The sequence below is a fragment of the Streptomyces sp. NPDC002513 genome (assembly GCF_053595355.1).
Window position 1 is genome coordinate 25,550 of record NZ_JBSFXK010000016.1, and the last position, 26,375, is coordinate 51,924.

Genomic DNA, 26,375 nt, shown 5'->3' on the forward strand with positions numbered 1-26,375 from the left:
GCTGTCCCCCTGGAGCGACCGTATGAACACCGGAACTGCCACCCACGCCACCACGACCGGCGCCAGCACGCCCGTGACGACAGCCGACACCGTCACCGCCCACACGCTGCTCAACTGCCTGATGCGCGAGGTGTCAGCCCCCGAACATCAGGTGACGGTCGACGACGACGACCACCTCCTGCTGCGTCTGCCCCGCCGGGGCATCCTGCTGCGTTCCCCGCTGCGCAGGGTCTCACTGATCGGAGCCCACCGCTTCCAGGGCCCGGTGCAGCGGCTCGACGACGACTCCTGGGTGACGGTCGGCTGGAAAGAGCTGGCCGGATACATCCAGGACGAACTGGAACTGCGCACGGGGGCCGCCAACGAGGAGTTCCTGAGCCAGGTCGCCGACAGCCGCGAGACGATCCGTACCGCGCTGGAGGAGCGGGCGGGCGCCTCGCCGCACCCCGATCCGTACGTCGCGTCGGAGCAGTCCCTCGTGTTCGGCCATCGCTTCCACCCCACTCCCAAGTCTCGCACCGGTGACCCGGCGGACTGGCTGGCGTACGGCCCGGAGACCGGCGCGCGCTTCCGCCTGCGCTACCTGGCCGTGCGCCGCCATCTCGTACGTGAGGAGGGTGAGTTGCGGGAGATGGACGCGCTGCACCCGGCGTGCGATCCGGGATTCGTGATACTGCCGGTGCATCCCTGGCAGTACCGGCTGCTTCAGGGCCACGACCGGCTACGGGAGGCAGCGGCCGTCGGCGATGTCGTCGACACCGGAGTGAGCGGACCGGAGCTGGTGCCGACCGCATCGGTGCGCACGCTGTACGACCCCGACAGCGACACCTTCCTCAAGTTCAGCCTGAACGTCCGCCTGACCAACTGCGTCCGCAAGCACGCCAGTTACGAGCTGTCCGGTGCCGTGACCCTCAACCGCCTGCTCCAGCCCGTCTTCGCCGAACTCGCCGGCCGATTCCCCGGGTGTGCGCTCCTGGCCGAGCCCGGCTACCGCACCCTCGACACCGCCGGCGACACCGCTCTCCTGGAGGGCCTCGGCGTCATCGTCCGCTCCGGCCTGCGCCACCATCTGCGTCCCGGGGTGACACCCCTGCTCGCCGCCGCGGTGGCGGACGAGTACCCGATCAGTACAGCCCACGTCTCCCATCTGCTCGCCCGCGGCGACGGGGACGTCCTGGCCTGGTGGGACGCGTACCTACGACTGCTGCTGCCACCGGTGCTGGCCGCTTACTTCGAACACGGCGTCGTCCTGGAACCCCACCTGCAGAACGTCGTCGTCGGGGTGAACGCCGACGGCACTCCGGCGCAGATGCTCTTCCGCGACCTGGAAGGCACAAAGCTCCTGCCCGGCCATCACCGGCTCAGCCTCGCCGACCTGCCGAAGGACGTGCGGGGTCCCCTCACCTACGACCCCGAACGCGGCTGGAACCGGGTCGCCTACTGCCTCCTGGTCAACCATGCCGCCGAAGTGCTCGGCGCCCTGGCCGACCTCGACCCGACGCTGGAACCCGTCCTCTGGGGCCTGGTCCGCGACCACCTCGACGCCTACGCCCGCACCGCCGCCGAACCGCCACGCCTGCGCGCCCTGCTGTCCGGCGTACCGCTGCCCGCCAAGGCCAACCTGCTGCTGCGCTGGGGCCGCCAGGCCGACCGGCATGCCACCTACGTCCCGCTACCCAGCCCGCTCGGCGCGGACTTTCCCCGGGAGGTGATCCGGTGAGGCCCGCGCTGCTCGACCACTTCGGCCGGCTGACCGACGACGACCTGCCCGCGTACGTCTACGACCTCCCGGCCCTGCGCGAGCACGTTCACGCGATCCGGGCCGCACTGCCGGAACGCGTCGAGCTGCTGTACGCGGCCAAGGCCAACTCCGATCCCCGAATCCTGCAGACCCTGGCCGCGCACATCGACGGACTCGAGGTGGCCTCCGGCGGCGAACTGAACCACGTCCGCGGGCTCGTCCCCGCTATGCCGCTCGCCTTCGGAGGCCCCGGCAAGACGCGGGCAGAGCTGGTCCAGGCACTGGAAGCCGGAGTGGAACGTCTGCACATCGAGAGCGCACACGAACTACGTCTCCTCACCACCCTGCTGGGCGACCGGAGCGCCGACATCGTCCTGCGCGTCAACCTACCTGTCGACTTGGGCCATGTCGCCCTCGCCATGGGCGGTCACCCGAGCCCCTTCGGCATGGATCCGGCGCACCTGGACGGCTGCCTGGAGCTGATCGCCTCCGACCCGCGCATCCGTCTGCGCGGCCTGCATCTCCACCTGGCCAGCGGATTTCAGGCCCAGGCCCAACTGGCCCTGATCGACAAGATCCTGACCTGGGCCGAGGGCTGGGCTCACGAACGCGCGGTAGACCTGGCCGAGGTGAACGTCGGAGGGGGAATGGGCGTCGACTACACCCACCCCCACGAGGTGTTCGACTGGTCCGCGTTCGGCGCGGGACTGGTCCGGATCCTGACCCGCCATCCGCGCCTCACGCTGCGGATCGAACCCGGCCGCTCGGTCACCGCGTACTGCGGCTGGTACGTCGCCCAGGTCCTGGACGTCAAGTTCAGCCGCGGGGAGGCGTTCGCCGTGCTGCGCGGAGGCACCCACCATCTGCGCACCCCTGCCGCGAAACAGCACGACCAGCCCTTCGAGGTGATCCCCGACGATGTCTGGCTCCGGCCCTGGGACCGACCGGAGGTCCGTAACGAGCCGGTGACGCTGGTCGGACAGCTGTGCACGCCCAAGGACGTCCTTGCCCGCCGTGTCACGGTCGAACGGCTGCGCGTCGGCGACCGCGTCGCCTTCGCCCTGGCCGGCGCCTACGCCTGGAACATCTCCCACCACGCGTTCCTCATGCACCCGCACCCGACCTTCCATCACGTCGACGATGTGGAGGTGTCCGTCCCGGGCGCATACGCCCATCAGATGTCATGAGCGCGGGCTCCCGCACGCCGGTGACGGCCACACTCGCCGTCCGGAACTTCCGTCGCTACCTGCTCGGGCAGCTGACCTCCACCATCGGTACGTGGATGCAGCGCGCCGCCCAGGACCTGCTCGTCCTCCACCTCACCGGCAACAGCGGAAGTGCGGTCGGCGTCCTGACCGCACTGCAGTTCCTGCCGCAGACCCTGTTCGGCCTGACCGGAGGCATCCTCGCCGACCGGTACCCCAAACGACGGATCCTGTTTCTGACCCAGACGGCCATGGGAGTGCAGTCACTCCTGCTCGGACTGCTGACCGTCACCGGCGCGGTGAACCTGCTGTCCGTCTACGTGCTGGCCTTCGTCCTCGGCACCGCCACCGCCGTGGACAGTCCTGCCCGCAACGCCTACATCTCCGAACTGGTCGACCGGGAGTGCGTGGCCACCGCGGTCAGCCTGAACTCCGCTCAGTTCAACGTGGCCCGCACTCTCGGCCCCGCCCTCGCCGGCCTGACCGTCGCCGCCTTCGGCACGGGCTCGGTGTTCCTCGTGAACGCGGCCTCGTACCTGGCCGTCCTCTACGGCCTGGTCACCATCCGTACGGACGACCCGCCGGGCCCCGGCCGCCCCCGACCACCCGGCCGTACCCGACTGCGTGACGCCTTCCGCCACATCACCTCGACCCCGGAACTGCTCCTGCCGATCAGTCTCATCGCCTTCGTCGGCACCTTCGGCCTCAACTTCCAGGTCACCCTCTCGCTCGTCGCCGTCGCGGCCTTCCATACGGGACCAGCCGCGTTCGGTTGCCTCTCCGCCGCATACGCCGTGGGCAGCCTCATCGGCGCGATCTACGGGGCACGCTGCTCCAACCCCCCCACCGCACGCCGTCTCATCTCCACCACGATCGTCTTCGGGGTACTGGAAGCAGCGCAGTGCCTGATGCCGGACTACGGCTCGTTCATGGTCCTGCTGATCCCCACTGGTATCGCCGCGGTGACCGTGACCACCACCGCCAACGCACTGATCCAGCTCCACGCCGACCCACATCTGCGGGGCCGCGTCATGTCCGTCTACTTCCTCGTCCTCCTCGGCGGCACCCCCATCGGCGCCCCGCTGGTCGGCCTGGTGTCGGACTCCCTGGGCGTCCGCTCCACCCTGGTCCTGGGCGGCGTCATCTCGGCGTCCTCGGCGCTCGCGCTCTCCGCCCTGATCACAGGCCGAATTCAACGGCGGATCCGCATCACAGGAACGGCCTCCGTCACCAGCTCACCCTTCGCCTCAGCCCAGCCGACAGGGGACCGGCAGCCCGACGCCTGACGCATCCACGGGGGCCGGTGTCAGTCATCTGTCGAGACCCTGCCCGTTCTCCCCTCCCCACGCCGCCGACTCGGACGAGGCCGGCGTCGCGGCGGCCCGATATGGGATGTATGTGGCTGTATGGCGCCATGGCGCCATGGCGCCCGTACGGGACGGGCGGGGTGGGTGAAGCGCGCCAGTAGTCAGGATGCGTTCAGGTGCCCCGTGGCATGGTCGGGCGGTATGACCGATGAAACGTCTGGGAGCCCTGTGGTTCCAGAGGCGGACACCCGGCCACGAGACCAGCAGCGAGCCGACGAGCAACTCGAATTGGTTCCACGCATCCTTTGGGCTGGCTGGGGGCGAGGAAAGAGCAAAAGCGGAGGCAATTCCGAGAATGTGAATCGTGTCACGGATATCGCCCCGGCGGCGCGGCCCGAATGGGCTCGACGGGCAATTGAAGTCGTCCCGCCGCCCTGCGGATCCGAGGTCACATTTGTCTACACATGTGTAGACAGTTACCGTTCCGCAGACGTGAGGGGCGCCCCTCTGTGCTGCCGCCCGTTCTATGTGAGGCTTACATGACAACTACGACGACAACCGAGAGTCTTCGGACGCCTGCCAAGCAGATGCTGAACAAGGTTCCCGAGGTCACGATCTGGTTCTGGATCATCAAGATCCTGTGCACCACGGTCGGCGAAAGCTTCGCCGACTGGATCAACATGAACCTCGGCGTCGGCCTGATCAACACCGCCTTGATCTTCACCGTCGTTCTGGCTGGCGTCCTGGGCTGGCAACTCACCACCAAGCGCTATGTCCCGTTCGTGTACTGGCTCACCGTCGTGGTGGTGAGCGTGACCGGTACCCTCTACACCGACATCCTCACCGACAGCCAGGGCGTTCCCCTCGCGCTGAGCAGTAGCGTGTTCGCCGCTGTCCTCGCCGTTGTCTTCGGGATCTGGTACGCCCGCGAGCGGACCCTGTCGGTGCACACCATCACCACCCGTCCCCGTGAACTCTTCTACTGGCTCGCGGTCCTGGTCACTTTTGCCCTCGGCACCGCGACCGGCGACTGGACCCTGGACCTGACCGGCTGGACCCCGGGCGTCTCCGTGCTCCTGCCTCTCGGGTTGATCGTCGCGATCGTCCTCGCATGGCGCCTCGGCGCCAACGCGGTGCTCTCCTTCTGGCTGGCCTACATCCTCACTCGCCCGCTCGGTGCCAACCTCGGTGACTGGCTCGGCTCGCCCGGCGGCGACGGCGGCCTGGGCCTCGGCACCGCGGTGACCAGTGTGATCTTCCTGGCTGCGATCCTCGCTACGGTCCTGTACCTCACGCTCAGCCGCAGCGATGTCATCGAGACCCACGACCTGACCCATACCCCACGGACGCTGAACCCGGCGCGTGAGCGGATCATGCTCGGTTACTACGCCGTCGTGGCGGTCGCCACCGCGGCGCTTCTCGTCTGGGCGCACCAGCAGCCCCACGCGGCCGCGGCCAGCGAGGCTGACACCCCCGCACCAGTAACCGCCCACCTCACCCCGAAGCAGGCGACGTCCCCGTTCCCTCCGGCTGAGATCGCGAAGTTCCGCACCATCGCAGCTGACACCCTGGCAAGGGTCAATGCGGGCAACCAGTCAGCCGCGACCACCCGCGTGACCGACCTCGAGACGGCTTGGGACGACGACCAGCCCACCCTTGAGCCCAAGAGCGAGCAGTCCTGGCACTTCCTCGACAGCGAAATCGACCACGTCCTGAAGGCGCTACGCGCCCCGAACCCCGACAAGGCCACCGAGGTCAAGGCACTCAACACCCTCCTCACCTCACTCGGCTGATCCACCACGATGACGGACCGCCTCGACGCACCTCCTGCGCCGGGGCAGTCGACAGGTCGAATGGTTGAGCGCGGGGGCATGTGCTGGTCGGTTAGGGTCGCCTCGTGACGGGCGAACCGGCTCCGTCGCCGTGGAACTGATCGGCCTGCGGCGCATCGTGGCTGTGGTGCGGTGGACCGATGCCTCCACGTTGTGCCCTGATGTGCCCTCGCGATGGGTACTCGGGGTAAAGGTGCAGGTCAGAGGGTTTTTTGGGGGCGCGATGCGACTGAGAGTGGAGTTCACGACCGAGCCCTTCGATCTCGACGAGGCGCCCGCGCACGCGCTGGTCGCCCGGGAGGTCGTCGAGGCGGCCGAACTGGACACCGTGGACGTCGGTCCGTTCGGCAACACCGCCGAGGGCCGCGCCGACACGGTGCTCACCGCCGTGGACGCGCTGCTGCGCAAGGCCTTGGAGGCCGGTGCCACCCGGATCTCGTTGCAGGTCAACGTGGTCGCGGAGGCCGGCAGGTGACCGGGGCGGGGGACGAACCCTTCATCACGGCCGTGAAGCCGCTGGTCGACGCCATGGGCGGGGAGATGCTGCCGCCGGACCAGGCCGGACCCGACGACGTGGTGCTCGCCTGGGAGGGCGCCGACGTCGTCGCCGTGCGTCTGCCGCAGCTCGCCGACTCGCTCGATCACATCCTCGCCGCGATGGAGCGGGGGCGCGGCAGGCCGCTGGCCGGACTGGACCGCAAGGCCAAGCAGGAGATCGTACGGACCCTGGAGGCGCGCGGCGCCTTCTCCGTGCGCCACGGCGTGGAGACCGTCGCGAGCGCCCTCGGCGTGAGCCGCTTCACCGTCTACAACTACCTCAACCGCGAGAAGGGGTCCTGACCAGGGCCGTTGTGCTCTGTGCGGAGCCCTGTCCGACGCGTCGCCGCCCGTGATCCGGGCGGCGTTTTTTGTTACTCCGAATTTTCAACAGAGTGTTGACGCTGTCGAGTGGAGGGCGTTAGCTGTTCGCAGCCCGTTCAGCCCCAAGGCCACGGAGGCACCCGTGACGTCGACTTCCACGCCGCCGGGCCTGGCCCGGTTCAACGCCCTTGAGGAGCCTGCGGCCTTGGCCGCCCTCCACGAGGCGTGCGCCTCCACGGCATGGGCCGCTCGGCTGCTCGCCGCACGCCCCTACCGCACCCCCGACGACCTCTACGCCGCAGGTGACGCGGCCATGGCCGAACTGACCACCGCGGACCTCGAGGAGGCGATGGCCGGGCACCCGCCGATCGGCCGCCCCAAGCCGGGCGACCCCGCATCGGCCCGGGAGCAGCGTGGCATGGCCGGCGCCTCGGAGGGGCTCAGGGCGGAGATGCTCGAACTCAACCTCGCGTACCAGGAGAAGTTCGGGCATGTCTTCCTGATCTGCGCCACCGGGAAGACCGGAGAGCAGATGCGGGACGCGGTCAAGGAGCGGATCGGCAACACGCCGGAACAGGAACGGGAGATCGTCCGCACCGAGCTGGGGAAGATCAACCGTATCCGGCTCGCCCGACTGCTCGACACCGTCTGACGAGAACCCGCCGGACGCCAGGACACCGTCCGACAAGAACCCGCCGGACTCCTCGACACCGCCTGAAGAGGAAAGCGCATGAACACCGAGACCACCGCCTCCGTGTCCACGCACATCCTGGACACCAGCGTCGGCCGCCCCGCCCCGGGCGTCGCCGTCCACCTCCTCGCCCGCTCGGGCCGGGACGCGGACTGGCAGGCACTCGGCGGCTCCGCGACCGACGCGGACGGCCGGTGCAAGGACCTCCCGGCCCCGCCGGAGGGGACCACCCACGTACGGCTCGACTTCGCCGTCGAGGCGTATTTCGCAAGGTTTGAGAAGAAGCAAGCCGAGGCGCAGCAGGACGCCCCCGCGAATCGGGACAGCGGTGTCCCGGGAGCGTTCTTCCCGGAGGTGACGATCACGTTCGCCGTCATGCCGGGGGAGCACTACCACGTACCGCTGCTGCTCAACCCGTTCGGCTACTCCGTTTACCGAGGGAGCTAGCAGAGAATGGCAGACGTTTCCCGTCCCACCCGCCCGGTGGTCCTGGGACAGAACCAGTACGGCAAGGCCGAGAACCGAGTCGTCAGGATCACGCGGGACGGCACCACCCACCACATCAGGGACCTCAACGTGTCCGTCTCGCTCTCCGGCGACATGGACGAGGTCCACCACTCCGGCTCCAACGCCCACGTCCTGCCGACCGACACCACCAAGAACACGGTGTACGCGTTCGCCAAGGAGCACGGCATCGACTCCGCCGAACAGTTCGGCATCCACCTCGCCCGCCACTTCGTGACGTCCCAGGACCCCATCCACCGCGCCCGGATCCGGATCGAGGAGTACGCCTGGGACCGGATCGAGCACGCGGGGCGGGGCGCGCACTCCTTCGTCCGCAGGGGCCAGGAGACCCGTCTGACACAGATCACCTACGACGGCTCGTCCTGGGAGGTGGTCTCGGGCCTGACGGACCTGACGGTGATGAACTCGACCGACTCCGAGTTCTGGGGCTACGTCAAGGACAAGTACACGACCCTGCCCGAGGCGTACGACCGCATCCTGGCCACGTCCGTCACCGGCCGCTGGCGCTTCGGCTGGAGCGACGACGCCCAGAAGACGCCGGACTGGGAGAAGTCCTACGAGGAGACGAAGAAGCACCTGCTCCAGGCCTTCGCCGAGACCTACTCCCTGTCGCTCCAGCAGACCCTGTACCAGATGGGCACGCGCATCATCGAGCACCGCGGCGAGATCGACGAGGTCCGCTTCTCCCTCCCGAACAAGCACCACTTCCTGGTGGACCTCGAGCCGTTCGGGCTGAAGAACGACACCGCCGAGGGAGCCGTGTACTACGCCGCCGACCGGCCGTACGGCCTGATCGAGGCCACCGTGCTGCGCGACGGCTGCGAGGCGAGAATCCCGGTGGACCTCACCAACCTGTAGGCCTGCGTCGGTGCCCCCGGCAGCCCCGGGGGCACCCCTCCTTCGGCACCCGCGGCCGACCGGGCCGGTCCCCGACCGGCGCCGGGCCGCGGCACTCAAACTCCCGGGGTCCTGCCGTGCCCTCTCCACAGAGCGAAAAGGACGAACCATGGCAGCAGCCCAGCGCATCGTCATCGAGAACTGTGCGATCGCGACCGTGGACGCAGACGACACCGAGTACGCCGTGGGCCATGTCGTCGTCGCCGGCAACCGCATCGAGGCGGTCGGCGCGGGCCGGGCCCCCGAGGGCCTGGAGGGCGTCGCACGCCGGATCGACGCCTCCGGCCACCTCGTCACACCGGGCCTGGTCAACACGCACCACCACTTCTACCAGTGGATCACCCGGGGCCTGGCCACGGACCACAACCTCTTCGACTGGCTCGTCGCGCTCTACCCGGTCTGGGCCCGCATCGACGAGCCGATGGTCCGCGCGGCCGCGCAGGGATCGCTCGCCATGATGGCCCGCGGCGGGGTGACCACCGCCATGGACCACCACTACGTCTACCCGCGGGGCTGCGGCGACCTGTCCGGCGCCCTCATCCGCGCCGCCCGCGAGACGGGCATCCGCTTCACCCTCGCCCGCGGCTCCATGGACCGCGGCGAGACGGACGGCGGTCTGCCGCCGGACTTCGCCGTCGAGTCCCTCGACGGCGCGCTGGCCGCCACCGAGGCGACCATCGACGAGCATCACGACCCCTCCTTCGACGCCATGACCCAGGTGGCGGTGGCGCCCTGTTCCCCCTTCTCCGTCTCGACCGAACTCATGAGGCAGGGCGCCGAGCTGGCGCGGCGCAAGGGCGTACGGCTGCACACCCACGGCTCGGAGACGGTCGAGGAGGAGAAGTTCTGCCACGAGTTGTTCGGCATGGGCCCCACCGACTACTTCGCGTCGACGGGCTGGCTCGGTGAGGACGTGTGGATGGCGCACTGCGTCCATATGAACGACTCCGACATCGCGGCCTTCGCCCGGACGAGGACGGGCGTCGCCCACTGCCCGTCCTCCAACGCCCGTCTGGGCGCGGGCATCGCCCGGGTCCCCGACCTGCTCGCGGCGGGCGTCCCGGTCGGCCTCGGCGTCGACGGCACGGCGTCCAACGAGTCCGGCGAGCTCCACACCGAACTGCGCAACGCGCTCCTGATCAACCGCCTGGGCGCGCACCGCGAAGCGGCCCTGAACGCGCGCCAGGCGCTGCGCCTGGGCACCTACGGCGGTGCCCAGGTCCTCGGCCGTGCCACGCAGATCGGTTCCCTGGAGCCGGGCAAGCTCGCCGACCTCGTGCTGTGGAGGCTCGACACGCTGGCCCATGCCTCCATCGCCGACCCGGTGACCGCGCTGGTCTTCGGCGCGGCGGCCCCGGTCACGCTCTCCCTCGTGAACGGTGAGCCTGTCGTCGAGAACGGACGGCTGCTGCACGCCGACGAGGACGCCATCGCCCGCTCCACGCGGGCAGAGGCCCAGCGCCTCGCGCGGATCGCCGCGCAGGGCTGAGCAGCCGAAGACTCCGGCCGGGAGGGACGGCTCCCGGCCGGGAGCCGTGGACCCGAGCGGGGTCCACGGCGGCCGTCGCCGGGGCACGCGAGAACGTGCGTGCCCCGGAACGGTCCCCGTCCCCCGGGGGCCCTGCCCCCTCGCGCGGCCCCGCCGCGCGGGAGCCCCCTCATGACCGCCGCACCACCTCCTTGACACCCACGTCACAGCCGACGTGCCACCGACCGGAGGAGCCACCGTGGCAGCCCACCCCGTAGACGAGAAACTCCCCGCCCTCAAGATGGCGACCAGCGGTCTGCAACACGTGGCCGCCATGTACGCGGGAGTCGTCGCCCCGCCCCTGATCGTCGGCGCGGCCATCGGCCTGTCCGGCGCCGACCTCACCTTCCTCACCGGCGCCTGCCTGTTCACCGCGGGCCTCGCCACCTTTCTGCAGACCCTCGGCATCTGGAAGATCGGCGCCCGGCTGCCGTTCGTCAACGGCGTCACGTTCGCCGGCGTCGCGCCCATGACCGCCATCGTGGCCTCCGCCAAGGACAAGTCCGACGCACTGCCGGTGATCTTCGGCGCGGTGATCGTCGCCGGGCTCCTCGGCTTCCTGGCGGCCCCCTTCTTCTGCAAGGCGGTCCGCTTCTTCCCGCCGGTCGTCACCGGCACCGTGATCACCCTCATCGGCGTGTCGCTGCTCCCGGTCGCCTTCGGCTGGGCACAGGGCCCCGACCCCGCGGCGTCCGACTACGGTTCGTCGACCCACCTCACCCTCGCGGGCATCACCCTCGCCCTCGTCCTCCTCCTGCGCCGGTTCACCCGGGGCTTCGTCAAGCAGATCGCCGTCCTGCTCGGCCTGATCGCCGGTACGGTCGTCGCGATCCCCTTCGGCGCCACGGACTTCGGCCCGGTCGCGGACGCGGCCGTGATCGGCTTCCCGACGCCGTTCCACTTCGGTGCCCCCCGGTTCCACCTGGCCGCGATCCTGTCGATGTGCGTGGTGATGGCGGTCTCGATGACCGAGTCGACCGCGGACATGCTGGCGCTGGGCGAGATCGTCGAACGCCCGGCGGACGAGAAGACCATCGCGGCGGGTCTGCGCGCCGACACCCTCGGCTCGGCCCTCAGCCCCCTCTTCAACGGCTTCATGTGCAGCGCCTTCGCCCAGAACATCGGCCTGGTCGCCATGACCCGCATCCGCAGCCGGTACGTCGTCGCCACGGGCGGCGGATTCCTCGTCCTGATGGGCCTGTGCCCGATGGCCGCCTCCCTCATCGCCGTCGTACCGCGTCCGGTGCTCGGCGGCGCGGGCGTGGTCCTGTTCGGCTCGGTGGCCGCGAGCGGCATCCAGACCCTGATCCGGGCCGGCCTGGACCAGGACGGCAACGCCCTGATCGTGGCCGTCTCGCTGGCCGTCGGCATCATCCCGATCACAGCGCCGCACTTCTACCACGCGCTCCCGCAGACGGCCCGGATCGTCCTGGACTCGGGCATCTCGACGGGCTGTGTGGCGGCGGTCCTGCTGAACCTCGTCTTCAACCACCTCGGCAGGGGCCGGGGCACCCGGGAGACGACCCGCCCGAGGGAGACGGGCGAGGAGATAGCCGGGACACGGACGGCCACCGCGCACTGAACGGCCGCGGAGGACGCGGCGCGACGCGCCCGGCACAGCCGCGGGGGCAGGGCAGCCACCACCGCCCTACCCCCGCGGCGGCCGTCGACGCACGCGGGCGTACGACGAGACGGCCTACGCGCCACACCCTCCCGGGACGCGCGGTCGGCAGCCCGCGTTCCCCCGCTCCCACGGGACGCTCACGGCCGCCCGTCCCGGCACGCCGCTCACACCCGTCGCGGGGACGCCAGCAGATATCGGGCCCGCGTCCGCGGCTCCGTGTGCTCGCTGACCTGCCAGCCCGCCTCCTCCAGCGTGGCCGCGCAGGCGCGCAGTGCCGTGAGGTCCGGCTCGTGCACGGCGACCGCCTCCGGCTGGGGGGTCGCCCGCACCCGGTAGCCCGCCCCCCGCTCCCCGGTCGCGGGCCGGTGCCCGGCCGCCTCCAGGGCGAGCGCGGCGGCCTGCACCAGATGGGTCCGCTCCCAGCCGCACGGGCGGTCCGTGGCCCCGTGCGGATGGGTCATCCGGCGCAGCTCCAGCAGCCCCTGCCAGGCGCCGCGCACCTCCCGCAGCCGGGCCGGCCCGCTGTCCGCGGACACCTCGCCACCGACGCGCGCGGCGAACACGCCGGAGTCGGCGGGAGCCGGGGCGGCCACCGGTGTCCGCTCGACGGGCGTCTCCCGTATGCGGTGACCCGCAGGGGTCAGGAAGTGGTCGTGCGGCGGACGCGGATGCCGGAAGGCCAGTCCCCGCTTCACCAGCGCGGCGAGCTGGGCGTCCGTCCCCTTCAGCCGCCCCGTGACGGGGTCGGCGGCCTCGATCAGGCGCTGCTGCACGGCGGTAGGCGGTCGGGTCACGGGGTGCTTCCTTCCCGCGGGGGAGAGGGCACGGGCGCCGTGTCCCTCGTGGGGTACGGGCGCCCGTGTTCCCGTCAGTGCTCCTCGGAGGGCCCCGCTTCCCCCGCGGAGAGGGACCCATGGGAACAGTACGCGTCGGGTCTGACATTCCAGCCGGCCATCACATGCCGGCGGTGCTCCGTGCTCAGCCGGCTCATCGTCCCCGTGGAGAGCTGGAACAGGGCACCTCCCGCGGCCGGCAGGCCGAGCCGCCGCGCGGTCAGCACCCGCAGGAAGTGGCCGTGGGAGACGACGACCACGCTGCCCTCCGCCTCGGCGAGCGCCGCGTCGATCTTGGCGATCATCCGGTCCGCGCGCGCCCCGACCTCCTCCGGGCTCTCCCCGGGATGCTCCGGGGGACCGGGCGCGACACCGTCGGTGAACAGGAACCAGTCCGGCTGCGTCCGGTGGATGTCGACGGTCGTGACCCCCTCGTACCCGCCGTAGTCCCACTCGGACAGGTCCGCGTCGACGCGCGCGCCCCCGATCCCCGCCAGCCGGGCCGTCTCCCGGGCCCGCTGCATCGGGCTGACGAACGCCGACGCGATGGGGTGCCGGGCGATCAGCGGTGCCAGCCGGCGCGCCTGCTCCCGGCCGTGCTCGGTCAGCGGGACATCCGTCCGCCCGGTGTGCCGCCCGGAGAGCGACCACTCGGTCTCACCGTGCCGGACGAGAATGAGGTCGCCCACGCCGTGCCCTTCCTGTCCGCCTCTCGGCACCGTGTCACACGTGTGCGGCGGCGTGCAGGACGGATTGGGCCAGACGGCCGTTCTCCGGGAGGCCCCCTGCCCCCGGGGGAAGGCGAACGGGCGCCGGGTGGACGCGTACGCCACCCCGCTCGGGGAAGACCCGTCGAGTCCCTTGCCGCAGAGGGCCCGGTGCCGCGCATTCCCTACTGGCGGTAGCCGCTCAGGAATCGGCCGATCCGTCCGATCGCCGCCTCCAGCTCGTCCGCGTGGGGCAGGGTGAGGATGCGGAAGTGGTCGGGAGCCGGCCAGTTGAAGCCCGTGCCCTGGACCACCTGGATCTTCTCCCGCAGCAGCAGGTCCAGGACGAACTGCTCGTCGTCGTGGATCCTGTGCACCTTGGGGTCGAGGCGCGGGAACGCGTACAGCGCGCCCTTCGGCTTCACACAGCTCACGCCGGGGATCTCGGTGAGCTTGCGCCATGCCACCTCGCGCTGTTCGTGGAGACGGCCGCCGGGCGCGGTCAGCTCGCCGATGGACTGCCGGCCGCCGAGCGCGGCCTGGATGGCGTACTGGGCGGGGGCGTTGGCGCACAGCCGCATGGAGGCCAGCATCGTCAGGCCCTCCAGGTAGTCGCGGGCGTGCTGCCGCGGGCCGGTCACGACCAGCCAGCCGGAGCGGAAGCCCGCCACCCGGTAGGTCTTCGACAGTCCGCAGAAGGTGAGCACCACCAGGTCCGGGGCGAGGGCGGCGGCCGAGTGGTGCACGGCGTCGTCGTACAGGATCTGGTCGTAGATCTCGTCCGCGAAGACCATCAGGCCATGCCGGCGGGCCAGGTCGAGGATGCCCTCGACGATCTCCTTCGGATAGACCGCGCCCGTCGGGTTGTTGGGGTTGATGATCACGACGGCCTTCGTACGGTCCGTGATCTTCGCGGCCATGTCCGTCAGGTCCGGGTACCAGTCGGCCTGTTCGTCGCACAGGTAGTGCACCGCCTTGCCGCCCGCGAGGGTGGTCACGGCCGTCCAGAGGGGGAAGTCCGGTGCCGGGATGAGGATTTCGTCGCCGTCCTCGACCAGGGCCTGCACGGCCATCGAGATCAGCTCGGAGACGCCGTTGCCGAGGAAGACGTCGTCCACGCCGACCTCCAGGCCCTTGGCCTGGTAGCGCTGGGCCACGGCGCGGCGGGCGGAGAGAATGCCGCGGGAGTCCGTGTAGCCGTGCGCCCGCGGCAGCATCCGGATCATGTCCTGGAGGATCTCCTCCGGCGCCTCGAAGCCGAAGAGCGCGGGGTTGCCGGTGTTCAGGCGCAGCACGCTGTGGCCCGCCTCCTCCAGCGCGTCGGCGTGCTCGATCACCGGACCGCGGATCTCGTAACAGACCTCGCTGAGTTTGCTCGACTGCCGGAATTCCATGCGCCGCTTCCCTCCGCCATCCGTGGTTGCTTGGTTTTACCAAGTGGCAGCTTGGAAAGTCCAACAACATGTCTAGACTGCGTCGCATGTCACCTCGCCGAAGCTACGACCAGTACTGCTCCACGGCCCGGGCCCTCGATGCCGTCGGCGACCGCTGGACCCTTCTGATCGTCCGCGAGCTGCTCGCCGGTCCGCGTCGCTACACCGATCTGCACGCGGACCTGCCCGGCGTGAGCACCGACGTCCTGGCGTCCCGGCTGAAGGACATGGAGCGCGACGGGCTGGCCACCCGCCGCAGGCTGCCGCCGCCCGGAGCCGCGAATGTGTACGAACTCACCCCGCGCGGCCGGGAGTTGCTCCCGGTGATCCAGGCGCTCGGGGTCTGGGGAGCGCCCGCGCTGGCGGAGCGCCGGCCGACGGACGCGGTGCGCGCCCACTGGTTCGCCCTGCCGCTGCTGCGCGCGCTGCCGGGCGAGGGGCTGGTCGAGGTCCGGCTCGACGAGGGGGAGTTCCACCTGTGGCTCGGCGCTCAGGACGGCCCGGCCTACGGCGACGGGGCCGCCCCCGAGGAGCCCGACGCCCGGCTGACCCTCGACGCGCAGACCTGCGCCGCCCTGGGCCAGGGCACCCTGACGCTCCATCAGGCAGTGGCGGAGGAACGCGTCGCGGTGTCGGGTGACGGCACGCTCGCCGCGATGCTGCGCGGGCACTGACGGAGCCTTGGGCCAGGGCGCAGCACGGGACCCGCGAGGAGCCCCCGAACACGGCTGAGGCCCGCCGCGCCCCTCGGACGCGGCGGGCCTCACACCCACGGGTGACCGGGTGTCAGACGCCCGGCGGCACCCGGGACGGCCGCCCCGAACCACGCGTCAGCGCATAGCCGCCGATGCCCGCGAGCGCCGCGAGTACGCCGCCGATCCCGGTCCACACCCAGCGGTCGGACCACCAGCCGGAGGCGTCGGGCCTCAGCGACGAGAGAGTGGGCGCGTCCGAGGAGGTGTCCGAGGACTTCTGCGCGATTCCCGGCACCAGCGGCTCGGCCAGCGAGCCATCCACCGCCGCCGCGCCGCCGATGTCCTTGGAGTCCACCCGGACCTCGGCGTTCACCGGCAGCCCGAGGCCGGCCGCGCCGAGTTCCACGGCGGTCAGACGGACGTAGTACGTGCCCGGCAGCGGGTCGTCGGCCCAGGGCTCCGACCAGGCGCGGACCGTGCGCAGCGTGCACGCGAGGTCGACGGAGGACGCTCCCTGGGCCGCCGTGCGCGTCTGCGTGCCGTACTGGCACGCCTGACGGCGCCGCAGCCCGTCGTACACGTCGAGCTGCCAGGTCTGCGCCCCGCCCCGGGACGACGCGGGCAGCTTCACCGTCGCCTTCACGGTGGGCCGCTGCTCCGCGTCCGCGGGGAACTGCCAGTACAGGTAGTCGCCCGTGGAGGCGCTCGCCGTGGCCTGCTGCCCCTGCTGGATCTCCGTCGCCGTACGGAACGACGTGCCCGCCGAGGTGGGCGCGGCACTGTCGTCCGACGGGCTCGCCGAGGGCGAGGCGTCCGCGAGGGCGGGGGCGGCGGCGATGCCCAGCAGCAGGGCCGCCGTGCTCAACACTCTTACGATACGCATCAGTTGGTCCTCCAGACCGCGACCCGCCAGCGCGACAGCCAGCCCCACAGCACACCCGCGAGGAAGCCGGCCAGAACGAGGGCGCCCAGCAGCCACCAGCCGCGCCCGAGACCGAAGGAGGCCACATCGCTCGCCTGGCCGGGACCGCCGACGACGTCGACCGTCAGCTCCAGCGGAAGACCGGGCGTGGTCTTCACGCCCGCCGCCGGGGAGAAGGAGTTGGCGACCTGGAGGCACACCGTCTCGGCGGGCGCGTTCTCGTCGTCGCTCGCCGCCTTCGGGTAGCGCAGACCCGTCGACATCACGTCCGTACGGCCCGAGCCGGTCGCCTCACCGCGTACGATCTCCCGGCCGTGCACGGTGATCGCCCGCAGCGTCACCCCGTAGTCCGGGTTCACCTGGCGGTCGTCGGAGACGCTCACCGAGGCGCGCAGCTCCTGGCCCGGCTTCACGTCCACCCGGTAGGAGCGGTGCTGCCCGAACTCCTCGCGGTCCGTGTACAGGCCGGACTTCAGCGCGGGCGCCGTGGCGCACTGCTCGGTGCCGTCCACGGCGACCGGAGTGACCACCTTGTCCGCCGTCCGGTCCACCAACTGGTTGACCTTGCCGGAGAGTTCCGCCTTGTGCTGCACCGATGTGTAGGTGCCGCCGGTGGCCTCGGCGATGCAGCTCAGCTGCCTGCTCAGCTTGGTGTCCGGGACGAGCCCCAGCGTGTCGATGGTCAGCCCGACCCCCTTGGCCGCGATCTCCCGGGCCACCTCGCACGGGTCGAGCGGGGCACAGGTGTCCTCGCCGTCGGTGATGAGGACGATACGCCGGGTGCCGTTGCCGCCGTTGAGGTCGTCCGCCGCCTTCAGCAGGGCCGGGCCGATCGGCGTCCACCCGGTGGGCTGCAGCGTCGCCACGGCCGTCTTGGCATCGGTCCGGTTCAGCGGCCCCACCGGGTAGAGCTGGGCGGTGTCCTTGCAGCCCGTCACGCGGTCGTTGCCCGGGTAGTTGGCGCCCAGCGTCCGGATGCCGAGCTGCACCTCCTCCGGCGTCGCGTCGAGGACCTCGTTGAAGGCCTGCTTCGCCGCGGCCATCCGCGAGCCGCCGTCGATGTCCCGCGCCCGCATCGAGCCGCTGACGTCGAGAACGAGATCGACCTTGGGCGCGTCCTGGGCTGTCGTCTCGTCGGCGACGGCGCCGGCCGGGACGGCGATCCCGGCCGCCAGGACGGTGAGCAGGGCGCAGACTCCCGCCGCCAGCCGTTGTCTTGTGATCATCGGCGGATCTTATTGATCAATGGGGGTGCGCTCCAAAACGATCTCATTGATCCCAGGGGACGGGCGTGCGAACGAGCGGGTTGGGCAGCCCTGTCCACTGGTCCCCGGAACGCCCGGGGGACAGCCGCATCAGCGTCAACGCCTTGGCGGGCAGCGGCTCCTCGCGCAGCGCCGCCAGATCGGACGTGGCCGGCAGCTCCCCTACGACGGCCTCCAGCGCCGCCCCCAGAGCCGGCGCCGAACCCGCCGTGGAGGCCAGCGCACCCCCGACGAGCGACCCGAACAGCTTGCGGCGCAGGACCGTTTCGTCGTCGGTGACCATCCGGTCGGCCACCTCCGGGGCCTTGATGCCGTGCCGGGCCAGCCGGGCCGGGCTCACCCGGATGTCCGCGAGATCGCGGTAGACGAGCCGCCGCGGTTCCCCCGTGGGCGAGAGCACCACCAGCAGGTTCTGACCGTGCGCCTCCAGGGCCACGCCCAGATCGAGCAGGCGCAGCCCCACGGTGAGCGCGAGCCGCGCGAACGCGGCGAGCCAGGCCGGGGACGCCGCATGGCCGGTGGCCGGCAGGGCGGCCACCGGGACCACCCGCTCGCCCGCCGCCAGCTCCGCGCAGCTCTCGGGCGACTCGCGCACCACCGCGGCGAGATCGGGCGAGTGGGCGCTGAACGCCCCCAGCGTGCGGGTGACACGCAGCAGGCCGTCGGTGCGCGCGGCGACGGATTCCACGAACTCGGAGACGATGAGCGAGGTCTCCACGGACGAGACCGAGATGTCCCGCACGGACGACGTCAGCCGGGCACTGACCGCCGTCTTCACATGCGGGCCGGCGTCGGACAGGGCCAGGGTGCGCAGGGACATCAGCGGATGCGCGAGGGGACCGTCCTGCGCCGGCCGGCCGAGCACATGCGCCGTCTGCCAGGGATGCACCGGCACCAGCGGGCGCCCCCCGTCCCACAGCCACGCCGGCCACTCGCCCCGCAGCACGCCGTCGTCCACCGGAACCAGGCCGAGGCGCACCAGGGGCCGGTGCTCGGGCCCGTAGGCGAGCTGCTCGGCGACCGAGAAGCCGGGCCGGGCACGGCAGTTGGGGTGGTACGGGTGCCCGTCCACCACCCGCTGCTCCCACTCCCAGCCGGCCACCGGTTCGGGCGCCGTGCGCGGCTGATCGGCCCGCGACAGCGCCAACGAGGCCGTGCTGTGGTCGAGCTCCGCGGCGAACGCGCCGGCGCCCGGCACACCGAGGGCCGTGACCAGCTCCGCCGCACGGTCGTAACCGCGCCCGTCCAGCAGCACCTCCGTGACGTACGTGTCCGTGGCGTACGGATCTGCGGGCGGCCCGTACAGCCGGCGCCCGCCCGCCAGGTGCAGGACCAGCCCCTCGCGCGTCGCCTCCCGGCGGACGATCCACGGCAGCGGCTCATGGAGCAGAGCCCGCCACAGACGCGACAGGACGGCGGCCCGGGCGCCGGGGAGCGCGGCCGCGTACGCCGCCGACAGACCGGGCCGTACGTCCTCCAGCTCGCGGGCGAGCAGGGTCTCGGCGGACGGGGAAGCGGAGGGGGAAGGGGACACGGGCGAGCTCCTCGGGGAACGGGCGGCACGTTCGGCATTGCTGGACTACTACATACATACTGATCGTCAATGCACCGTATGGAACGAATGGATCGCATGGACCACGTGCACCCCGGCGACCGGGTCCCCGAGCGCGCCGACGCCTACGCGGCGGCGCCGTTGCTCAACTGCCTGCTCCGGGAAGCCGCGGAGCCGGCCGGCGAGCAGGGCCTTCACCGGCTGCGGGCGGACGGACGGCTGCTGCGGGTCCGCGGCACACGGCGCCCCCGCGACCCCGAGGTGCTCGCCGACGGGACCTGGCATCCGCTCACCCACGCCGAGCTGGTCAAACTCACCGCCGAGGAGCTGCGCCAGGCCACCGGGCTGTCCAACCCCGAACTGCCCGGGGAGATGGTCGACAGCCGGGACGCGGTGGCCGCGATCCTGGCCGCACGCGCCCGCGCGGTCCCGCCGGGCGACCCGTATGTGCGCTCCGAGCAGTCCTTGATCACCGGGCACCCCCACCATCCGGCGCCCAAGGCGCGCGGCGGGGGTCCGGTCACGAGCTGGCTGCCGTACGCGCCCGAGGCGTACGCCCGCTTCCCGCTCGGCCTTCTGGGCGTGCGCGAGGACACCGTCGTCGAGGAGGGCGACACGACGGCGCTCGACGCGCTGGGCGCCGCCCCGCCCGGCTACCGGCTGCTGCCCGCGCACCCCTGGCAGCTCGACCTGATCGACGGCCGCCCGGAGATCCGTGAGGCGTTCGAGGACGGGCGTCTGGTGCGGCTCGACGGCACCCCCGGCACCGTGTGGCCCACAGCCGCGATCCGCACGGTGTACGCCCCCGACGCCGACCACTTCCTCAAGTTCAGCCTGGACGTGCGGATCACCAACGACATCCGCCGGCTGTGGCGCCACGACCTGCTCGAACTGCGTCGCACCGACGCGGCGGCGACGGCCGCGTTCGCCGCCCACGCGGGCCCGGCGGCCTGGCTGAGCGACCGCGGCTACCGCACGGCCGACTTCGCCTTCGAGGAACTGGCCGTCCTGGTCCGCGACGGTCTGCGCCTCCATCTGCTGCCCGGCGCCACCCCGCTGCTCGCCGCGGCCCTCGTGGAGGGCTTCGACGGCAGCCCGCTGGACCGGCTCACCGACCCGGCGTCCTGGTGGACGGCGTATCTGCGCCAGGTTGTGCCCCCGGCCCTGGAGGCGTTCGACCGCCACGGGGTCGTCCTGGAGGCGCATCTGCAGAACACGCTGATCGCGGTGGACGCCGCGGGCCTGCCCGTACAGGCGCTGTTCCGGGACGCTGAGGGTGTGAAGCTCCTCACGGACGTGTCCCGGGAGGCTGGCTGGGAGCGGCTGGTGTACTGCCTGGTCGTGAACAACCTCACCGAGGTGGCCGCGCTGCTGTCGGAGCGCCACCCCGGCTGGAACCCCTGGCCCGCCGCCCGCGCGGAACTGGCCCGGCACCCCGTCCCGGAGATCCCCGCCCTGCTGGCCTCACCCACCCTCCCCGGCAAGACGAACCTGCTGCTGCGCTGGACGGGCGCGGACGGCGCGTCCGCGCGCTATCTGCCCCTGCCGAATCCCCTGGCCTGCCGCTGACCGCCGCTCGCTGACCCCTGACCGCTGCCCGTCACCCGTCGCCCACCGTTCGCCGCCGCGTGGTGTGGTGCAACGTGGTCCGCAGCACCCCGGCACTGGCCGGTGAGTGGGGCCGTCGCCGTTGCCGGCAAGGCAGCTACCCTTCCCAGAGTGGTACGCTATCCGGTACCACTCTTGAGAGGTGTTCTCATGTCGGTCACAGCCTCCGAAGCCCGTAAGAACCTGTTCCCACTGATCAAGAAGGTCAATGAGGACCACGACTCCATTGAGATCGTCTCCAAGCACGGCAATGCGGTCCTGGTGTCGGCGGATGACTATGCCGCCCTGCGTGAGGGGGCCTATCTGCTGCGTTCCCCTGCCAACGCGCGTCGCCTGTTGAAGGCGTATGAGAACGCGCTCAAGGGCGCGAGCCTCTCCGAACGCGAGCTCATCGATGCGGATGCGGACGAGCCCTCCCCGGGGAATGGCGGGAGCAGCGCGGCGTGAGGCTTGTCTTTGAGGACGAGGGCTGGGAGGACTACACCTCCTGGCTCACTATCGACCGCAAGATGCTGGCTCGGATCAACAAGCTCATCGAAGCGGTCCGCCGGGATCCCTTCCAGGGAATCGGCAAACCCGAGCCGCTGAAGTACCACCTGCCCGGCGCATGGTCGCGACGGATCGACGACGAACACCGCCTTGTCTACGTGGTAACGGACGAGGAGATCATCATCATCGCCGCTCGGTACCACTACTGACAGCGCCGGGGATGCCCGCGCCGCCCATCTGTCACGGACGGGCACCGCGGACTGCGTCTATCGGGCGGTGGAGCCGTAGACGGGATTACCTGTTGCATGGCGAGGAGCTGGATGCCGGCGCGGGTGAGGGCGTCGCGGGCGGCGGTGGCTTCGCGGAGCTTGGGGTTGGGGGTCCGGGGCGGGTGCGAGGCCGGGTCGGCGTTCGGGGTCGGGGTCGGGATCGACATGGGGTGGTCCTCCGTGGGGGCGGGTGCGACGCATGGTGCGGTTTCGCTGCCGTGACTGCGCGGCGTGAATTGCGTTGCGTAGTGAGGGCGTTACGAGAATGCCGTCGGGGGGGTGGCCTCAAGGGTGAGGAGTTGGAGCAGCAGGTCGAGGCGCGGACGGGGCGGCGGGAGCTGTTGGAGGGGGAGGAGGCGCCGCCGTTTCGGTCAATTCTCTCGGAGGCCGCTTTGCTGACGCCGCTGCGGGATGCTGGGGCGTGGCGGGCGCAATTGGAATACCTCCTGGAGATGGCACAGCGTGAGAACGTGACAGTTCACGTGCTGCCGAATAGCGCCGGGATGCACGCGCTGATGGGCTTCGACCTGTGGTACTTGCTACGGCCGGACGGCCGGACGGTGGCGTACACGGAGAACGGCTACAGGGGCGAACTGATCGAGGAATCCACGGTAGTTGTGCGCTTGCAGAAGGCGTACGATTCAGTGCGCGACCCGGCGTTGTCCCCGGCCGAGTCGCGGCATTACATTCTGCGCAAGTTGGAGGAAGCGCCTTGCGAATCGTCGACCTGAACGCTGCTTCGTGGCGCAAGAGCAGCTACAGCAATCAGGACGGTGGCGCGTGCGTTGAGGTGTCCGACGACTTCGCCGCTGTCGTCCCGGTGCGCGACAGCAAGAACCCGGACGGTCCCTTGATCACGTTCGCGGCGGAGGAGTGGTCGTCCTTTGTCTCCGCTGTGAAGGGCGAGAAGCTGAGCGCTTGACGGGCGCACCCTCAGTTCGACCCACGACGGCCCCACGCCCGGCACCGGCTGGTGAGTGGGGCTGTCGCCGTTGCCGGGAGCCGCCGCCGGGGCGATGGGCGCGGTGTGCCACCCGATTCCCGTTCCGGACCGTCTCCACCTGCCTTCGGATACATTGCACACTTCAGGTGTCTCAACCCTTTCCATCGGCAGGCGGAACATGACCCCACGACCGAGTTCCTCACGCCGACGGTTGGGGCTGACAAGTCTCACGGCCGTGGCGAGCGGCCTGCTCGCCCTGCTGATAGGTGGCGCGTTCGCCGTACTGCTGCTGGCGATCTCCGACGCGAACAACTCGATTTCGGCCATGCTCACCTCCCGGACGGCTCTTCTCGAGGCCGGTGACATGGAGGAGCTGCTCCTCGACCTGGAGACGGGACAGCGCGGCTTCGTGATCACCAAGCAGGAGACGTTTCTCCAGCCGTGGCAGGCGGCGCGCACGGCGTTCCCGGCGACGGCGCGCCGGTTCAACGAGAGCGCCACCTCCCCGAAGCAGCGGCGCGCCGCCGAACAGATCACGCGGGATGCCGAGTCCTACCTGAACGACTACTCGGTCCCGCTGGTCGACATGGTCCGCCGAGACGATCCGGCCGCGTCCGGTCTCCGGGAGGCGGCTGAGGGGAAACAGCGCGTCGACGTCCTGCGGACCCTGTTCGACCGTTACAAGACGGACGAACGCGACCAGCTCGCGGAGCGCACGGACGCCGTCGGGACCAACGGCCACCAGGCGGTGCTCGCCGCCGCTCTGGGGCTGGCGGCGTCGATGGCGCTCGTGGCCGTCTTCACGGCGCTCCAGCACCGTGCGGTGGTACGGCCGGTGCGCGGGGCCGCGGCCGCGGCGCAGGAACTCGCGGGCGGTGACCCGAGTGCGCGGATCCCGCCCAGCAGAGTGGCGGAGATCGACGCCCTGGGCGGTTCCTTCAACACCATGGCGGTCTCGCTCCAGGACAGCCGCAGACGCACCATGGAGAGCGTCGAGGCCGTGCACCGGCGCACGGCCCGGGACCTGCACGACGGCGCGCAGCAGCGTCTTGTGAGTCTGATGATCGGGCTCCGGCTCGCCCGCGAGCTGATACCCGGCACGGAGACGGCCGTCGCCGATCTGCTGGACCAGTCGATCGACAACGCGCAGACGGCGATCAACGAGCTACGGGAGCTCGCGTCGGGGATCTACCCGCTCGTGCTGACCGTGAAGGGGCTGGTGGCGGCGGTACGCGATCTGGCGTCCCGGTGCCCGGTACCCACCGTCGTCGAGAGCAGCGACGAGCGGAGGATCGCCTCGGCCGTCGAGTCGAACGCGTACTTCGTCGTGGCCGAGGCCGTGACCAACGCGGTCAAGCACGCCCGGGCGTCCCGGATCGACGTCTCCCTCGCGTTCGGGGACGTCCTGCGGATCACGGTCGCCGACGACGGCGTCGGCGGCGTGGACAGGGCCACCGCCGGCAGCGGGATGACGGGGCTCGCGGACCGGGTGGCGGCCTTCGGCGGCAAGCTGGTCATCGACTCCCCGCCCGGCGGCGGGACCACCATCCTGGTCCAGATCCCGATTCCGGCCTGAACCGGCCGGTCCCGGCCGTCATCGGCGGGGCCGAGCCGCTCGCGGCGCTCCGGACGACCCCGGGCTGCCCCGTTGTTACCTGGGGTCGGAGGCCGGCTCGCCGGGGTGCGGTGACCGCTCGCCAGGGGTGCCGGGTCGTCCGACCGCGCGGGCGATGGCCTTGGTACGGCGGCGCTGGCCGTCCGACAGGCCGCCCCAGACGCCGTACTCCTCCCCGTGCCGCAGTGCCGTGGCCGCGCAGATCTCCGCGACCTCGCAGTGGCGGCAGATGCGCCGCGCCTGCTCCTCCCGGTCGCGGCGGGCCCTGCCCCGCTCACCTGATGGCGAGAAGAAGACGGAACTGCTCATTCCGCGGCAGGCGGCACTTTGCTGCCACTGCCAGTCGTCCAGGAGGGGGCGCGGTCCGCTTTGCATGTTTCTCGTTCCTCTCTCTCCGGCGGCCGTGTCAGCCCCCGGAGACCGGATGTGGTCCTTCCTCGGGAAACCCCTGTGCGGGGTCGCGGCATGGTGCCGCGCCCGGCGGTGCGCTCCGAAGGCGGAGCGCAGCGCTGCGTCACTCCGCGGGCTGTGCCAGTTCGTTCCAGTCCACGCCGTTCAATTCGCTGCCCCGCGGCACCAGGGCGTACGTTCCGGCGAGCCACCGCGCGACCGGCTCGAAGGGGATCTCGAACAGTGCCGTGCGGGTGCTGCCCAGGTGTAGGCAGAAGCAGGGGGTCGTGCCGTCGGGGCCGATGCGCGCGGGCCACAGCACCACGTCACCCTCGCCCGTACGGGCGGCCATGCCGTCGGCCAGCAGGTCCCGGGAGAAGACCCAGCGCACCGGCTCTGCGTCGTCGATGCCGAAGTCCAGCGAGACGGCGAGAGGGTCGTCGGGGTCGTAGGAGAACTCGCAGTGCCGTTTCACGGCGAAGCAGGAGAGCACCCAGTGTGCGATCTCCAGTGAGAGGTGGTGCTTCGTCATGGTCGTCTCCTGGAGGCTCTGTCGGCCGACCGGCCTCGAAACGTGGGTTGTCGTGCTGAGCGGTCCGGTCCCGTGGCCGCCCGACGGGGTGGGGGATCTCGTCCCCCCGGGGCCGGATCCAGATACCAGTCTCCGAGCGGGCTGCCTCCGGATCTGTCATGCGTTCCCTCGCCCTTCCTCGGGCTCCCCGCTAAGTCGGTGTAGGGCCTGCCCTACAAGAATTTCGGTGATCTTCTAGGATTTCGGCCATGAGCCAACGACTACGGGCGGTGCTCGGAGAAGACCAGCCGATTGTGCGTGAGGGCATCGCGGCCATCCTGAGCAAGGCGGGCGTCGACGTGGTCGCGTCCGTCGACAACGCCGAGGACGTCGTCCGCGCCGCCCGGGAGCACCGGCCCGACGTGGTGATCACCGACATCCGGATGCCGCCCGGCCTGACGGACGACGGCCTGCGCGCCGTGCAGCGGATCCGCGCCGCGCGGCCGGAGACCGCCGTGATCGTCCTCTCCCAGTTCCTCGACGCCTCTTACGCCCTCGATCTGGTGGGAGACGACCCGAGCGGGGTGGGCTACCTCCTCAAGGAGAAGGTGGCCAGCCCTCAGATCCTCATCGACGCCGTCGAGCGGGTGGTCGTCCGGGACTCGGCCCTCGACCCGGACGTGATCGCGGCGCTGCTGGGCCGCAAGCGTCCGCAGGACCCCCTGGCCACGCTGACCCCGAAGGAGCGGGAGGTCCTGGCACTGATGGCCGAGGGCCGCTCGAACACCGGGATCTCCGAACGGCTCTTCGTGAGCGTCGCCGCCGTCGAGCGGCATGTGACCGGCATCTTCATGAAGCTGGGACTCAGCCAGACGGCCTCCGGACAGCACCGCCGGGTGCTGGCGGTGCTGCGCTACCTCGGCCAGTAGCGC

Annotated in this window: 27 protein-coding genes; 19 read left to right on the forward strand and 8 right to left on the reverse strand. The window is 71.0% G+C overall.

Translation table 11 applies throughout. The features are described from left to right. Positions 1–22: 22 nt before the first annotated feature. From ACWD5Q_RS13785 to ACWD5Q_RS13835, 11 genes are all read left to right on the forward strand, one after another. Positions 23–1,720 (forward strand): IucA/IucC family protein, encoded by a 1,698-nt coding sequence (locus ACWD5Q_RS13785; RefSeq protein WP_451427181.1) that lies wholly within the window; start codon positions 23–25, stop codon positions 1,718–1,720. Continuing rightward, positions 1,717–2,928: a type III PLP-dependent enzyme gene (locus ACWD5Q_RS13790; protein ID WP_451427182.1), complete on the forward strand. Its 1,212-nt coding sequence runs from the start codon at positions 1,717–1,719 to the stop codon at positions 2,926–2,928. The genes ACWD5Q_RS13785 and ACWD5Q_RS13790 overlap by 4 nt, the downstream gene beginning before the upstream one ends. Then, on the forward strand, positions 2,925–4,232 hold the full coding sequence (locus tag ACWD5Q_RS13795; protein WP_451427183.1) for an MFS transporter: 1,308 nt from the start codon (positions 2,925–2,927) through the stop codon (positions 4,230–4,232). The genes ACWD5Q_RS13790 and ACWD5Q_RS13795 overlap by 4 nt, the downstream gene beginning before the upstream one ends. A 608-nt stretch (positions 4,233–4,840) precedes the next feature. Then, positions 4,841–6,046, forward strand: a complete 1,206-nt coding sequence (locus tag ACWD5Q_RS13800; RefSeq protein ID WP_451427184.1) for a COG4705 family protein — start codon at positions 4,841–4,843, stop codon at positions 6,044–6,046. A 262-nt stretch (positions 6,047–6,308) separates the two neighbouring features. Continuing rightward, positions 6,309–6,560: a hypothetical protein gene (locus tag ACWD5Q_RS13805; RefSeq protein WP_451427185.1), complete on the forward strand. Its 252-nt coding sequence runs from the start codon at positions 6,309–6,311 to the stop codon at positions 6,558–6,560. Beyond that, positions 6,557–6,925, forward strand: coding sequence for a helix-turn-helix domain-containing protein (locus ACWD5Q_RS13810; RefSeq protein ID WP_451427186.1), 369 nt, complete (start codon positions 6,557–6,559; stop codon positions 6,923–6,925). Before ACWD5Q_RS13805 ends, ACWD5Q_RS13810 begins: the two co-directional genes overlap by 4 nt. 163 nt (positions 6,926–7,088) lie before the next feature. After that, positions 7,089–7,598: a 2-oxo-4-hydroxy-4-carboxy-5-ureidoimidazoline decarboxylase gene (gene uraD, locus ACWD5Q_RS13815; protein WP_451427187.1), complete on the forward strand. Its 510-nt coding sequence runs from the start codon at positions 7,089–7,091 to the stop codon at positions 7,596–7,598. Between the two features lie 78 nt (positions 7,599–7,676). Further along, entirely contained in the window at positions 7,677–8,084 is a 408-nt protein-coding gene (gene uraH / locus ACWD5Q_RS13820) for a hydroxyisourate hydrolase (RefSeq protein WP_451427188.1), read from the forward strand. Between the two features lie 6 nt (positions 8,085–8,090). Further along, entirely contained in the window at positions 8,091–9,020 is a 930-nt protein-coding gene (pucL, locus tag ACWD5Q_RS13825; protein WP_451427189.1) for a factor-independent urate hydroxylase, read from the forward strand. Between the two features lie 148 nt (positions 9,021–9,168). Continuing rightward, entirely contained in the window at positions 9,169–10,548 is a 1,380-nt protein-coding gene (locus ACWD5Q_RS13830) for an 8-oxoguanine deaminase (protein ID WP_451427190.1), read from the forward strand. Positions 10,549–10,786: 238 nt separating this feature from the next. Beyond that, positions 10,787–12,169 (forward strand): nucleobase:cation symporter-2 family protein, encoded by a 1,383-nt coding sequence (locus ACWD5Q_RS13835; RefSeq protein WP_451427191.1) that lies wholly within the window; start codon positions 10,787–10,789, stop codon positions 12,167–12,169. A gap of 206 nt (positions 12,170–12,375) precedes the next feature. Here the strand turns inward: ACWD5Q_RS13835 and ACWD5Q_RS13840 are convergent, their stop codons facing one another. The 3 genes from ACWD5Q_RS13840 to ACWD5Q_RS13850 all read right to left on the reverse strand — a co-directional run bounded on the left by ACWD5Q_RS13840 (position 12,376) and on the right by ACWD5Q_RS13850 (position 15,145). Further along, positions 12,376–13,005: a hypothetical protein gene (locus tag ACWD5Q_RS13840; protein ID WP_451427192.1), complete on the reverse strand. Its 630-nt coding sequence runs from the start codon at positions 13,003–13,005 to the stop codon at positions 12,376–12,378. A gap of 74 nt (positions 13,006–13,079) precedes the next feature. Next, the gene (locus ACWD5Q_RS13845) at positions 13,080–13,733 is read right to left on the reverse strand and encodes a histidine phosphatase family protein (RefSeq protein WP_451427193.1); all 654 of its coding nucleotides are present in this window, start codon (positions 13,731–13,733) and stop codon (positions 13,080–13,082) included. A 203-nt stretch (positions 13,734–13,936) separates the two neighbouring features. Next, positions 13,937–15,145 (reverse strand): pyridoxal phosphate-dependent aminotransferase, encoded by a 1,209-nt coding sequence (locus ACWD5Q_RS13850; protein ID WP_451427194.1) that lies wholly within the window; start codon positions 15,143–15,145, stop codon positions 13,937–13,939. Between the two features lie 68 nt (positions 15,146–15,213). Here ACWD5Q_RS13850 and ACWD5Q_RS13855 point away from each other — a divergent pair, with 68 nt between their 5' ends. Beyond that, a complete protein-coding gene (locus ACWD5Q_RS13855) occupies positions 15,214–15,858 on the forward strand; it encodes a winged helix-turn-helix transcriptional regulator (protein WP_451427195.1) in 645 nt (214 codons plus the stop codon). A gap of 112 nt (positions 15,859–15,970) precedes the next feature. Here the strand turns inward: ACWD5Q_RS13855 and ACWD5Q_RS13860 are convergent, their stop codons facing one another. The 3 genes from ACWD5Q_RS13860 to ACWD5Q_RS13870 are packed head-to-tail and all read right to left on the reverse strand — an operon-like array spanning position 15,971 to position 19,600. Continuing rightward, on the reverse strand, positions 15,971–16,762 hold the full coding sequence (locus ACWD5Q_RS13860) for a hypothetical protein (protein ID WP_451427196.1): 792 nt from the start codon (positions 16,760–16,762) through the stop codon (positions 15,971–15,973). Then, positions 16,762–18,027: a VWA domain-containing protein gene (locus ACWD5Q_RS13865; RefSeq protein WP_451427197.1), complete on the reverse strand. Its 1,266-nt coding sequence runs from the start codon at positions 18,025–18,027 to the stop codon at positions 16,762–16,764. The genes ACWD5Q_RS13860 and ACWD5Q_RS13865 overlap by 1 nt, the downstream gene beginning before the upstream one ends. Before the next feature lie 43 nt (positions 18,028–18,070). Beyond that, complete coding sequence (locus ACWD5Q_RS13870; RefSeq protein WP_451427198.1) at positions 18,071–19,600, reverse strand: IucA/IucC family protein; 1,530 nt, start codon at positions 19,598–19,600, stop codon at positions 18,071–18,073. A gap of 87 nt (positions 19,601–19,687) precedes the next feature. On the opposite strand from ACWD5Q_RS13870, the gene ACWD5Q_RS13875 reads away from it, so the two are divergent. From ACWD5Q_RS13875 to ACWD5Q_RS13900, 6 genes are all read left to right on the forward strand, one after another. Further along, the gene (locus ACWD5Q_RS13875; protein ID WP_451427267.1) at positions 19,688–21,187 is read left to right on the forward strand and encodes an IucA/IucC family protein; all 1,500 of its coding nucleotides are present in this window, start codon (positions 19,688–19,690) and stop codon (positions 21,185–21,187) included. A 189-nt stretch (positions 21,188–21,376) separates the two neighbouring features. Continuing rightward, positions 21,377–21,673 (forward strand): type II toxin-antitoxin system Phd/YefM family antitoxin, encoded by a 297-nt coding sequence (locus tag ACWD5Q_RS13880; protein WP_451427199.1) that lies wholly within the window; start codon positions 21,377–21,379, stop codon positions 21,671–21,673. Then, positions 21,670–21,924: a Txe/YoeB family addiction module toxin gene (locus ACWD5Q_RS13885; protein WP_451427200.1), complete on the forward strand. Its 255-nt coding sequence runs from the start codon at positions 21,670–21,672 to the stop codon at positions 21,922–21,924. Before ACWD5Q_RS13880 ends, ACWD5Q_RS13885 begins: the two co-directional genes overlap by 4 nt. Before the next feature lie 359 nt (positions 21,925–22,283). Further along, complete coding sequence (locus ACWD5Q_RS13890; RefSeq protein ID WP_451427201.1) at positions 22,284–22,715, forward strand: DUF5753 domain-containing protein; 432 nt, start codon at positions 22,284–22,286, stop codon at positions 22,713–22,715. Beyond that, the gene (locus ACWD5Q_RS13895; RefSeq protein WP_451427202.1) at positions 22,697–22,906 is read left to right on the forward strand and encodes a DUF397 domain-containing protein; all 210 of its coding nucleotides are present in this window, start codon (positions 22,697–22,699) and stop codon (positions 22,904–22,906) included. The genes ACWD5Q_RS13890 and ACWD5Q_RS13895 overlap by 19 nt, the downstream gene beginning before the upstream one ends. A gap of 256 nt (positions 22,907–23,162) precedes the next feature. Then, entirely contained in the window at positions 23,163–24,503 is a 1,341-nt protein-coding gene (locus tag ACWD5Q_RS13900; RefSeq protein WP_451427203.1) for a CHASE3 domain-containing protein, read from the forward strand. Positions 24,504–24,578: 75 nt separating this feature from the next. On the opposite strand, the gene ACWD5Q_RS13905 is transcribed toward ACWD5Q_RS13900, so the two are convergent. Together ACWD5Q_RS13905 and ACWD5Q_RS13910 are read right to left on the reverse strand one after the other, a co-directional pair. Further along, on the reverse strand, positions 24,579–24,917 hold the full coding sequence (locus ACWD5Q_RS13905; protein WP_451427204.1) for a WhiB family transcriptional regulator: 339 nt from the start codon (positions 24,915–24,917) through the stop codon (positions 24,579–24,581). A 139-nt stretch (positions 24,918–25,056) separates the two neighbouring features. Further along, positions 25,057–25,464: an SsgA family sporulation/cell division regulator gene (locus ACWD5Q_RS13910; protein ID WP_451427205.1), complete on the reverse strand. Its 408-nt coding sequence runs from the start codon at positions 25,462–25,464 to the stop codon at positions 25,057–25,059. 248 nt (positions 25,465–25,712) lie between these two features. On the opposite strand from ACWD5Q_RS13910, the gene ACWD5Q_RS13915 reads away from it, so the two are divergent. Next, on the forward strand, positions 25,713–26,372 hold the full coding sequence (locus ACWD5Q_RS13915; RefSeq protein WP_451427206.1) for a response regulator transcription factor: 660 nt from the start codon (positions 25,713–25,715) through the stop codon (positions 26,370–26,372). Positions 26,373–26,375 lie beyond the last annotated feature (3 nt).